The organism is Cereibacter sphaeroides 2.4.1, assembly GCF_000012905.2.
Classification (GTDB): domain Bacteria; phylum Pseudomonadota; class Alphaproteobacteria; order Rhodobacterales; family Rhodobacteraceae; genus Cereibacter_A; species Cereibacter_A sphaeroides.
On the sequence record NC_009008.1, the window covers coordinates 25602 to 37100 of the forward strand.

The 11499-nt window shown below is 64.0% G+C and carries 6 protein-coding genes and 4 pseudogenes; 1 reads left to right on the forward strand and 9 read right to left on the reverse strand.

Annotated elements, in window-relative coordinates; all coding sequences use genetic code 11:
• Window positions 1-124 precede the first annotated feature (124 nt).
• The 9 genes and pseudogenes from RSP_RS22720 to RSP_RS22145 form a co-directional block, all read right to left on the reverse strand.
• Window positions 125-307, reverse strand: a pseudogene (locus RSP_RS22720) (IS66 family transposase); the annotation flags it as partial.
• 125 nt (window positions 308-432) lie between these two features.
• Window positions 433-5496 carry an RHS repeat domain-containing protein gene (locus RSP_RS22110; RefSeq protein ID WP_011836269.1) on the reverse strand — a complete coding sequence of 1688 codons (5064 nt, stop codon included), beginning with the start codon at window positions 5494-5496 and terminating at the stop codon, window positions 433-435.
• Window positions 5497-5609: 113 nt separating this feature from the next.
• The gene (locus RSP_RS22115) at window positions 5610-6125 is read right to left on the reverse strand and encodes a hypothetical protein (RefSeq protein ID WP_011836270.1); all 516 of its coding nucleotides are present in this window, start codon (window positions 6123-6125) and stop codon (window positions 5610-5612) included.
• A gap of 157 nt (window positions 6126-6282) precedes the next feature.
• Window positions 6283-6585, reverse strand: a pseudogene (locus RSP_RS22120) (IS5/IS1182 family transposase); the annotation flags it as partial.
• A 491-nt stretch (window positions 6586-7076) separates the two neighbouring features.
• A complete protein-coding gene (locus tag RSP_RS22125; protein ID WP_227590703.1) occupies window positions 7077-7523 on the reverse strand; it encodes a hypothetical protein in 447 nt (148 codons plus the stop codon).
• A gap of 205 nt (window positions 7524-7728) precedes the next feature.
• Window positions 7729-8345: pseudogene (locus RSP_RS22130) on the reverse strand (transposase); the annotation flags it as partial.
• Between the two features lie 275 nt (window positions 8346-8620).
• Window positions 8621-9052, reverse strand: a complete 432-nt coding sequence (locus tag RSP_RS22135) for a hypothetical protein (protein WP_147176091.1) — start codon at window positions 9050-9052, stop codon at window positions 8621-8623.
• On the reverse strand, window positions 9045-9551 hold the full coding sequence (locus RSP_RS22625; protein ID WP_227590704.1) for a MerR family transcriptional regulator: 507 nt from the start codon (window positions 9549-9551) through the stop codon (window positions 9045-9047). The genes RSP_RS22135 and RSP_RS22625 overlap by 8 nt, the downstream gene beginning before the upstream one ends.
• A 106-nt stretch (window positions 9552-9657) precedes the next feature.
• Window positions 9658-9873 (reverse strand): hypothetical protein, encoded by a 216-nt coding sequence (locus RSP_RS22145; protein ID WP_017140434.1) that lies wholly within the window; start codon window positions 9871-9873, stop codon window positions 9658-9660.
• 137 nt (window positions 9874-10010) lie between these two features.
• Between RSP_RS22145 and RSP_RS22150 the strand changes: the two are divergent.
• A pseudogene (locus RSP_RS22150) lies at window positions 10011-10896 on the forward strand (ISNCY family transposase); the annotation flags it as partial.
• Window positions 10897-11499 lie beyond the last annotated feature (603 nt).

Consider the following 11499-nt stretch of genomic DNA (forward strand, 5'->3'; position numbering starts at 1 on the left):
GCGATGTCCGAGCCGGTCTCTTTCTCGACCTCGAAGAAGGCCCTTCGCAGATGCGCCCAACAGGCTGCTTCCTAGAATGGGCCGCGCCGTTCCCCTCCGCAAGATAAAGATCCCTGAGGCCGGCGTTAGCATCGGCCTGCAGGATCCCATTGCCGGCCCCGAGGTGCTTTTGCGGGTGCTGGCCCTTGCGATCGGGCGAGAAGTGATAGGCCACGGCCGGTGGCGTGGCTCTCGACCAGGGCCGTTGGTCGCGGACATAGGCCCAGATCCGCCCCTCCTTCACGCCCTTGCCAAGCTCGCCCTTCATCGCTCTCTCTTTTTGCAACTGACACCCCCATGACGGGCGAGGGAAGGCGGATGTGACATCGAGGAGCGAGCATCCCCATGCGCAAACGGCTTGACCGGAACGGCCCCGTCACCGAAGTCCTGACCCTAATGCGGCGCCGGAAAGCGGACCCAGCCGGTGAAGGAATAGCGGTCGAGCTCGGGATAACCCGCCCAGACATCGCGGCCCAACGTGTCGGCGATGACCCGTGCATTGCGGAAGGCGCCAAAGCAGGACATGAGCTTGATCGGCCCCTCACGCTCGCGCCAGCCCTCGTCCACGAGATACCGGGCAAAGTTGCGGCCCGAGATCGGGCGTACGAAATCGGGGGCTCCGTCGCCACTCACATCGACGCTGGCGAAGATGGTGTTGCCCGCGCCATGCCCGGCGATGGTGTCCACCGATTCCTCGCGCCCCGGCGCCATCAGCGGGCGGCCCTCGCCTTCGCCCTCGCCGAAATCCAGCCGCATCGCGTATTTGTACCCGCCCGGGCGCCTCTGGAATCCGTTGGCGCTGGTTTCGGCCTCGGGCTGCGGCGCCATCACCAGAAGGCGCTCGTTCTCGCCCACCGCGCCGCGCGTGTCGACCGCCGGGGTGATCAGGTGCAGTTCGTCCTCGCCGATGGGCACCGGAATGATCTTGGCGTTTATCTTGCCCAGATAGGCGCCCGACATCAGGATCCCGCCACCCGCGCCGGCGCCAAAGCCCACCGCCATGCTGACGATGTTCCCGGTCGAGAAGAACGGCTGCTGATAGGCGACCGAGGTGACCCCGGCCGAGGCGGCGGCCCCGGTCAGCCCGCCGATGGCGCCCGAGGTGATGAGGCCGACGCGGGTGATCGCCGCCTGCGACCAGCCCGCGTTCAGCGCCCCGCGCATCGCGACCCGGCCCGCCGCGCCGCCCAGGCCCGCGCCGACCGCGCCCCCCACCGCGCCGCTCAGCAGGTCGATGCCGACCCGCGCGCCGGTGATCTTCTGGCCCGAGATCGCGGCACTGGTCAGATCCCCCGCGACCGAGCCCACGGCACCCGCCAGCGCGCCCGCGCCGATGCTGGCGGCCACGCATTCGGTGCCAAAGACCGCCGCCGCGGCTGCGCCCGCGACCCCGCCGGTCAGCACGGTTGCGCCGATGCCGACGATGGCCCCGGCGATCAGCCCCACGATCTCTTCCCAGCTCTGGCCCAGCGGGTCGGAGTTCGCGATCGGGTTGCCCATGGCATAGGCGTACCGGTTCATGGTGATGCGCGGATCGAGCGACAAGAAGCGCATGGTTTCCGGGTTGTACCAGCGCGCCCTGAGATAGGTCAGGTTGCTGACCGGGTCGGTGAACTGCGAATTCCAGTTGAAGCTGTTGGCGCGGTCGAGCGCGGATTGCGGTGTGACCGTGCCATAGGCCGAGATGGCCAGAGCGTTGCTGCTGGCCGAGGTGCGGTGCACATAGACCGATTTCGACGCCGCCGCATAGGCGGTGACCGATCCGGCGCTGACCCGCGCGACGGGCATCTGTCCCGCCCACATGAGCCCGTGCCATTCCGGCGTGCCCGACTGGGCATTCGCCGCCACGCTCACCATGGTCCCGGCCAGCGGATAGAACCTGTCCTCGGTGCTGCCGTCGATCACCGAGGCCAGCGCGCCCTGCGGACCATAGCTGTTGGACATCGAGGGCCCCGAGGCCATGCCGACATTGGTCAGCCGGTCGAGCGGGTCGAAGCCATAGGTCGACCCGTCCACGTCCCTGACCATGCGGCCATTGGCGTCATAGGCGGCAGCGCCCGAGGTGATCTGGTTCAGAGCGTTGTAGGCAAAGCTCTCCTGCTGGCCGTTCCGGGTGCGGGTCAGCACATTGGCGGCGCCATCGTAGGCATAGCTTACCTGGGTCGGCGACCCGCCGCCGGACGGGGCCAGCGTGATCCCCACCAGCTGCTTCAGGCCGTCATAGCTCATCGTCTTCGCGACGTTCACCGAAGGATCGGTGTTCACAGCCGAGGCGAGCGTCAGCGACACCAGGTTCCGCCAGCCGTCGCGGGTGGCGGCGGCGCTCAGGACGCCGATGCCCGCGCCGTCGGTGACCGCGACGCTGTCGTTTGCCCCGAATCCGTCATAGCCGAACTGCGTGGTCTGCGCCGTCGCGCCGCCCAGCACCTGTTTCAACAACACGCCGTTGGCGTGGTTGGCCGTGCCCCAGGTGTTGCTCAGTGTGACCCCGCCCATGGTCTGCGCGATGATCTGGTTCAGGGTGTTGTACGAATAGCTTGCCGCGGTGCCATCGGGCAGGGTCATCGACACCACCCGGCTGGTGGCGTCCTTGGTCAGCGACAGCGTCTTGCCATCGGGATAGGTCACGGACGAGGCCGTGCCGTCCAGAGAGTAGGCATAGCGCAAGGTGCCGCTCGGATCGGTGATATGGTCGATCCTGCCATTCGAAAGATAGGCGAAGGTGCGCGTCTGCCCGTTTGTGGTCTCGCTCAGCACCTGGCCTGCGGCGTCGTAGGCATAGGTCGTCTGGGTGCCGTCATAGCGGGTGCGGCTTTGCAGGGCGCTGTCGGTCGTGTAGCTCAGCCGTTCGATCTGCCCGGCCTGGTTCCGGATCTCGATCAGGTTGCCGACCGGATCATAGGTCAGCGTCTCGCTGACAACGAGGGGCTGCGCCGCGCCGTTATAGCTGACGTTGCGGGTGACAAGGATCGGATTGCCGTTCAGGTCGCGCTGCGTGGTGGTGCAGCGCGTCGCCTGCAACGCGGCGGTCGCGGGGGTGCCGGTGAAATCCACAACTTCGGAATTGCCGTCCGGCGTATAGGCGAAGGTCTTGACCGAATTCTGCACAACGTTGCCGCCGGTGATGCTGAAATGCGTTTCGGTCACCACTTGGCCAAAGCCGTCATAGGCCGAGGTCACGCGCTGCACCTGGCCCGCCTGGGGTGAGCCGCTGTCGGCATGGGTGTCGGTTTGGATCGTGTTGCCCAGCCCGTCACGGGTGATGACCGTGCGAAGATCGCCGTTCATCGAGGTGCTGACCGTTCGGGCCGCGTCATCGAAGATGGTCGTGCTCTGATTGCCCAGGGCATCGGCCAGGGCGATCTGACGTCCCAGCGCGTCATAGCTGATCGTCAGGGTCTGTTCGGTGGCGTCGGTCTCGCTCGCCTTCAGATCCAGCGCATTGAAACTCACGCGGCGCAGGGTACGCGACAGGCTGGGCGTCGATTGGGTTGGATCGCCATTGTCCATCATCAGGACGGCGCGCCCCTTTGCATCGTAGGTCGTGCAGAGGACATAGCCGTTGGACTGGGTCACGGTGCTGGTGTTGGTGCCGCCGCCACCGTTTCCGGCCAGAGTGTAGGCATGGGTCGTGACATCGCCCAGCGGGTCGGTTTCCTGCATCAGGCGCGCCAGCGGGTCGTAGGCATAGCTGCGCCGCGCGCCGCCGGGTTTGGTCTGGCTCAGGCAGGGTCCGCCCGGCAGGCGCATGTCGAAGACCGCGACCCGGGTGTGGCCGTTGGCGTCAGTCGTGTCGACGGTCAGCTGATGCGACGCGGCATCGTAGCTGTAGGAGGTCTGTTCGCCGACCGAAGCGACCGACCCCTCGGGACCGCTGTAGCCCTGGGCCCAGGTCAGGGTCCAGCCGGTCTGGCAGCCCCGGGGATCGAACTGGAAGGTCTTGGTCTTGTAGGGGGCGAAACTGCCCGCGCCCGCCGCCTGGGTAGAGACGGTGGTGGCGGCGATGGATTTCTGGTCGGCCGTCAGCCCATAGTCGATCCGCGTCGTCTGGCCGGTGACCGCATCGACGTAGTCGGTTCGCTGCGGCATCTCGCCTCCCCACGCGACCTGGAGAAAGCTGTGCGTCCGCTGGCCGGTCAGCCGGGGTCTGCCGCTGCTCAGGTCGTACTGGCTGCTCGACGTGATCTTTCCATAAAGATCATAGGCGACATCTGCCTGCGAATTGTCGGACCACGTGCCGCCCGCCGCGTCATAGACGCTGTGCACCGTCGTCACCGGTTTGTTCATGTTCACGCTTCGCGCATGGGCGTCGGTGACGATGTCGTAGGTATAGGAGGTGCGGTGCGCCTCTTGCGCATGGCCGTTTGCGTCCACCAGATAGGCATGCTCCGTCAGCGGGCAGTGCAGGTAGTTGAAGAACACCCGGTTGGCGGCAATGAGTGCGCCGCCCGCGTCGCGGCGCTGTTCCAGCACGTCGTACTGGTAGGCGGTGTTGTTGCTGTCCATGAGCCCGTCCGAGGCCGTTCCCATCCGGTACCCCGCGGTTGCCCCGGTATAGGTATTGCCGCCCGATGCGGTGCCATAGCTGTAGTCGCTCCGGTCCAGGAACGCGCCGCCCGGTCCGGTCCGGGTCATCGACTGCACGGCCGGGCGGGTGCCGGAATTCCCTCCGGCGTCGATGTAGCGGAGGCCGGTGTAGGCCAGCGTCGTTGTCATCCCGGTGGGATAGGTGATCGCGCCGACGACCGTCGTGCCCGAGGCCGAGGCATAGCTGAAGGCGGTGACCGCGCCGATCTGGTTGGTGACATGCTGTACACCCTGGCTCGAAAACGCCACGGTCACGCTCGATCCGTCGGGCAGGGTCAGCACGATCGTGCCGCCGGAATAGCCGAACGTGACAACCTGGCCGAAACTGTCGGTGATGCTGGCTAGGCTGTTCTGGAACACGTCGCCCAGCGGGTTGGTATAGGCATAGCGCAGCATGTTGCCGTAAAGGTCGGCATGCGCGATCAGCTTGCCCGTGGCGTCGAAATAGCTGATCGATCCGTCGTCATAGCGCAGCATGAACCCGTATGTCCCGCCGCCGCCCGGAACGGGCTGCGGCGGGACGACGGTCTGGAACAGGCGCCCATGGTCGTTCAGATAACGCAGGCCGGATTGATAGCCCGAACTGTCGGTCCAGCTGGGGTCAATGACAAAGGTCTTGCCCTCGACCGTCAGCGATTGCCCGGCGGCGACGAAGGGCAGCCCCCAGCCCCAGCCCTGCGGCAGGCCCAGCTGGCCCGACGCCCCCGCGGAATAGCCCAGCGTCAGCGACAGGCCGATGGCGTCGGTGATCCCGCGCAACTGCACCAGCGGCAGCGACACCACCAGCGACCCGGTATTCCTGTTGATGTATTCGTTGCTTTGCAGCGACTGGTTATAGGCCTGCGAGCCCTGATATTGCGACGACGTCATGACATGCTCCCTGGGTCCGGTTTCACGCCTTGGGGCGCCCGGCTATGGAAAACGGGGCCGCGGCCTACGGACAGGCCGCAGCGATTGTCAGAATGTCGGTGGGATGCGCGCGATCAGTTGTGCGCGCCGGGCTCGAAAATCATGTAGAGGGGGCCCTGGCTGCCGGAATCCCATGTCAACTTGGTCGAGTTGCACAGGTGCCCGGTCGAGCAGATGTAGGTGTCGGGCGAGGCGTTGTCGATTTCGATATGGTTCGAGCTGAAGATCGGATGCGACATGTGCGCCTGCACCGAGCCGGAATAGCCGCCCGCCGAGGCCGAATAGCTCAGGATCCAGGTCGAGGTATCGGTGGCGCAGGTATCGCCGCCCGACGACGAGCCTTTTTCCTCGACATAGCCCACGGAAACGCAGGAAACGCCTGCCTGGCTGGCCACGACCGAAGCATCGTGGCCGATATCGTTCATGCAATGATCCGCGCTGCCACCGGCGGTGAAGCTGAAGGTAATGGGTTGCGCGGGCGTGACCGCGAGATAGACGCAGGCGTTCATATTCGCGCCGGCCCCCGCAAGGGCGGCGGTCCCGGTCATGACCATCAATGCGCAACCGGCGGCAAGAAATAGCACTCTCATGGGACTCTCCACTTACTGGACGCCGGCCCGAAATCAGTCCGGCGATACAACCACGAGTTGCATTCCGCTTCGATTCGCACAACAATTATTCGTGAAGTGCGGCGGCTCTGTTGCACAATTCGGGTAAAAGGCGTGCTTCCCCTTTCCCCGGACGGACCTATCCTTTGGCCTCTGTTATGGGCGTGCCGAGTGCGGTGAAGCCGTTGAGGACGGCAACCCTGACCTGGAATTCGGCGACCTGACGGTCGAACTCGCGCGCGGAGAGGCGCTGGCTCAAGAGCTTGGCGCGGTGCATCTTGGTCTCAGCGCAGCTTCTGCGGTGATACCCGCTCCATCGTCGCCAGATGGTCCTGCCGAGCCGATTCGAGGTCCGCAGGATCTCGTTGCGGGCCATGGCCCCAGCGGTGTCGGGCTTCCATGGTTCGGCGTTCTTGCGCGGTGGGATGACGCAATCGGCACCGCCGAGATCGTCCGCGCCACCTGACGTCAGGGGAACAGGCAGTCACGCCTCTAGGTGACTTTCTGCAACCACGCGGTTGTCGCTGGGCGTGAGATTGCCCTAAATTGGCTTTGAAGTGCAGTAACTCGTAGAATCTCCAACTTGGGGGAGATGGATTGTTATACTACAGGATGCACATGAAGATGGCGGAGATGTTTTCTTCGCTCAAAATTTACGGCACATTCAGGCCTGAGGATGGGGTTTATGTAATTCTCATTCCTGGCACAATTGGAATCGCAGTTATCGGGATAATCAGCTCATTCATTTTTGTGCCAAGAGGGCTGCAATTTCTGTTACTTCCGCCATTCCCCGCAGGCGCTGCCATTTACCTGTTTATGTGCCACAGGAAAGCGAACCGGAAGTGAAATCATGGCAACCAGTTCTGTGACCGGTTGGTTGGCGTTCAGGCCGATCGACAAATTTTAACGTTCAACCCTCGAAATAGAGCCGCCTCATCTCAAGTCCGGTCGGATCCATACGTTGATGAACCCCGTATCCAGCGCAACGAATGGTTCGAGTTCAATTTCAATGCGCGAAGCCTCCCAGCAACCAAGATAATGGAATATAAGCTTGTTCTGACGGTGCAGCGCCGTCGAAACTTCCGATCCATTGATTAATACGATCGCGACATTATTCTCCGGCACGTTCGTTTTGTCACTTACGTCGACGCCGTACTCCTTGAGCGAACGATCGACGCGGGTGTACTGGCCCACGACGCAGATCGTGCCGGTTTCGGACAGACGAACTCTGGTTGCCCCCGCCTCCGCCTCCGTCGCCAGCCAGTCGAGGAGAGCCGCGGCCGAAGTCATTTTGGGCGCGGTGACCTGCGCGTGCGCAGCCAGCGGGAATATGCCGCCCGCTACAACGGCGGCACAACAGCACTTTATCAAATGGCGCAACCGAGACCTTTCCCCACATGCCATCACATCATCTTCCGCCGTGAGAGCTCGGCTCAACCACCTGGCCAGCCATCGTGGCATATAGTTCATTGGGATCCTCGCACGAAAATGCCGCCGACCACGCCGAAGTCAAGGCGCTTGACGAGCTTGTGGGTTTGGCCGGATCGTTACCCGAGGTCGCATGGAGAATGATCTCGCGGGCACCTCTTCTGACCGCTCCTGCCAGCATGTCGTAACGGCGGGCGAGGTGTGCCATCTTCTCGGCCCGCGCCTCGCTCTCCTCCTGCCGGTCGATCCGCACCATCTCGTTGATGGAACGCTGGACGTCGGCTTCGAGGTGCGCAAGCCGGCTGGCGATCTTGCCCTTGGTGAAGTTGCAGTCGCGGTTGTTGAACGCCTTGAACTTGCTCCCGTCGATGGCAACGCAGTCGCCCTTCAGCACGCCGATCCGGCAGCAGAGCTCGATGAATTGCGCGCAGGTCTTGCGGATGGCAACGGCGTTGTCGCGCCGGAAGTCGGCGATGGTCTTGTGGTCGGGCACATCACTTCGACGTTCCAGCCAGCCTCCCGCTCCAGGCGGCGGCTCGACGGGATACGGTTGAGGTATCAATATATGAACAGCTTGAGCAAAACTGCCGGGTGATACCCCGGCCGACCGGTGCGTGCCGTAGCCGATCGGACGAAGCCGAGCGAAGGAAGTTCCAACTCCCCGACGAAAAGATCGACGACACGGGCGAGGGCGTCCTCGCTGATCCAATCCTCAAGCCGGTCCGGGAACAGCAACGTCTGGCTGCGCTCGACCCCCTCGATGAATCCCGCCATCCCGAACCCCTGTCGACCTCGGAAAGTCTACCACACACAGGAGTTTCCACACAGCCTCGGCCGGCCTTGCCTAGCGTCCTGCTTGCCGGCCCCCACATCGCGCCGGTGTATCGACCCAGCGGAATCTGCACAGGTCAATCCGCTAAGGCGAATGATTAAGCGGGAGTGTTCATGTCCAGCGCCAGATGCGGGCGGCGATAAGGATTTGGGATCCGCATCAAATGTCCTCCAGCACCATTGAGGTATCCGCGCCCGCGCCGCCTCCCAACCGACAATTAATTGGCGCGTTGATCTGCCTCGGCGGCGCCAATGGTTCTCAGCGTTTCACCCAGCTCAGGAGCTGAAAAGTAGTATTCGGATGAAAGGCGGAATGCCGTGACCCAAGGCTGCGGCTTATGATATATGAAATCGAACCTGATATTCTCATCGGGTGCGCTTAACTTAGAAAGCGAAATGTCCGCTGGAATTACAAAGCATGTTTGATATGCGTAAACGTGGAATTCGTATCCCACATGGCAGGCCTGCGCTCTTGGTCCAGAAAAGTTAAGGTGTGCCTCTGCAACGCGTTCCGAGAAATAGCCGGAGTGCGAAAAAACTCTTTGATCCGCTTTTCGCGCAAGAAAATGATCCAGCGCCACCAAGAATGGGGAGGCAATCAGCATCGTGATTGCGATTTGTTTTGTGGTCGGCGCTGAAAGATTAATCATTCATGCGACCGCAAAGATAACATGTTAATCGGGGGTGTGTTCTCCTAAGGTGACAAAACTGTTGTTTGGGCCTCAAGGATTCCTTGCGGAGCAGGTGCAGCGGATCGGCGAAGCCTTCGATCCGCGCCTCACGGATGCGACATAACCGGCTCGGCGAGAAGGGCGAGGCGCCCGCGGCGCCGGGACGAGAGGGTATCATGGCTCCGGTCACCTCCGCTTGCGGACGGAACTGGAGCCGTGGACCGGCAACGCCGGGGTCACGCCCAGATCCCTCGAGGCCAATGCCGCGCGGGTTCTCTCCGGGCAATCCGGCGAGGTAAGCCGCGACCTGCGACCGCGATATATCGGCGAGCCTGCGATCGAGCTTTGCCAGTTCATCCGTGAGGCGGGCGCGCAGCCGCTCGCAAGGATGGAACGTCGGCTCGGGGCTGATGATGCAGGGCAGCAGGTCGCGCATTGCCTCGACCGTGAGCCCGGCATCGGCCAGTTGTCGGATCATGCAAGCCTGCTCCAGATCAGCGGGGCTACCCGCGAGCTTCTCGGCTGGCACCTGTCGCGCTCGGGCAAGGCCTCCACGGCCGCGAGCCCGCTGGAACATGCGCTGATCAACCGGTTCGGCACACTCGGCCGTCCTCGGCACGACAGGGCACGACCGGACAGCTCAGCGCATAGTCGTCCTTGGAGGGCGGCTGCGTGGCGGTCATGAGACCCTGCATTCCGGTGCCCGCCGTCACCATGTCGGTCGCGGTGCCGCCGGTCACGCAACCGGAGAGCGTCAGCGCCGCCGCCAGAGCGGTTACGGTCTTAGCGATCTTCGTCATTCCTTAACCTTACTCGTTGATTTTATTACATAATTATCATTATCGGCTCGACGGTTGTAAGCGCAAAGTAGAATTGTCGCATCCAAGCAAAGTAGAACTGTCGCCTCTTCCTGTCGGGACAATGGAGGATCGGCGGCATGGGATGGGTGCTGATGAGCGAGCGCGAACTGAACCGCATCGAGATCCTGTCGAAGGTGCTCGATCGGAGGATGACGACGACGGAAGCCTCGGTTCTGCTGGCGATCGGCCCGCGTCAGGTGCAGCGTCTGCTGCGACGGTTGCGCGAGGACGGCGCGGCGGCAACGCGGCACGGGTTGCGCGGGCGACCGTCGAACCACCGCCTCTCGCCGGGATTGCGGGACCTTGCGCTGGCCCTCGTGCGGGAGACCTACGTCGATTTCGGCCCCACGCTCGCGGCCGAGAAGCTGGCCGAGCGCGACGGCCTGCATGTGTCGCGGGAGACGCTGCGGAAGTGGATGGTCGAGGATGGGCTCTGGCTGTCGCGTCCTCAGCGCCGGAGGTTTCACCAGCCGCGGCTGCGGCGCGAGCACCTGGGCGAACTGGTTCAGATAGACGGGTCCGATCATCATTGGTTCGAGGATCGCGCACCAGCCTGCACGCTGCTCGTCTTCATCGACGACGCGACGAGCCGGCTGATGGAGATGCGCTTCGTGCCCTCCGAGAGCACCTTCGCCTATTTCGCGGCGCTGGAGTGCTACCTGACGCGGCACGGCAGGCCCACGGCTTTCTACTCCGACAAGCATTCGGTCTTCCGCGTGGCGAGGCAGGACGCGCGGACCGGCCATGGCATGACGCAGTTCGGCCGGGCGCTGGCCGAGTTGAACATCGAGATCCTCTGCGCCAACTCCTCGCAGGCCAAGGGCCGGGTCGAGCGGGCGAACCGCACCTTGCAGGACCGGCTGGTCAAGGAGATGCGGCTTGGGCAGGGCATTCCAGCGACATGNGAGGGCCGGGAACGCCTTCCTGCCCGGCTTCATCGAGCGGCACAACGCGCAGTTCGCCGGACGATCCCGGCCGTACCGAGGGCCGAGAAGCGGTTCGTCAGCGCGATACGGATATGGATTTCAGCGGCCCGGCGGTCCGGTCATCAACCGCTCAACGCCTTCGGCACGGCCGGGATCGTCCGCGGGGCGTGAAGTCGAAGGGGGAAGGGGCGAGCGTGCCTCAAGCCGCTGTTGTGCAACAACGCCGGTCCGGGTCGGAGCCCGGCCGGGTGCGGAGCGGCTGCAACGGACCGTGCCATAAAGGCCACGCCACGGGGCTATTCGCGGGATCTGCCGGGCGCTCTTGTCTTGCCGTCCCCCGGGGCCTACCTTCGCCGCATGTTGACGCTCCTTCATATGGCCGGAGTCCGGGCCTTCTGCGGTTCGCCGCTCACGCATGCTCTGCCCCGGGCAGAGGCGGTCAACCGCTGACGCCTCTTCCCGGGGCGCGTCGTCTTCCCAGATCCGGATCTGCCAGGCGGACATCGTCCGCAAGGAGCCCTCATGCTTCCCCGTCCGAAATCCCGGCGCCCGAGGGCGCGGGGCGCGTCCTGCATGGGTCCGGCCCCGCGCCGGGCCGGAATGCCCGGGCCGCGCTGACCGGCTGAGGCGCGCGGCCTGA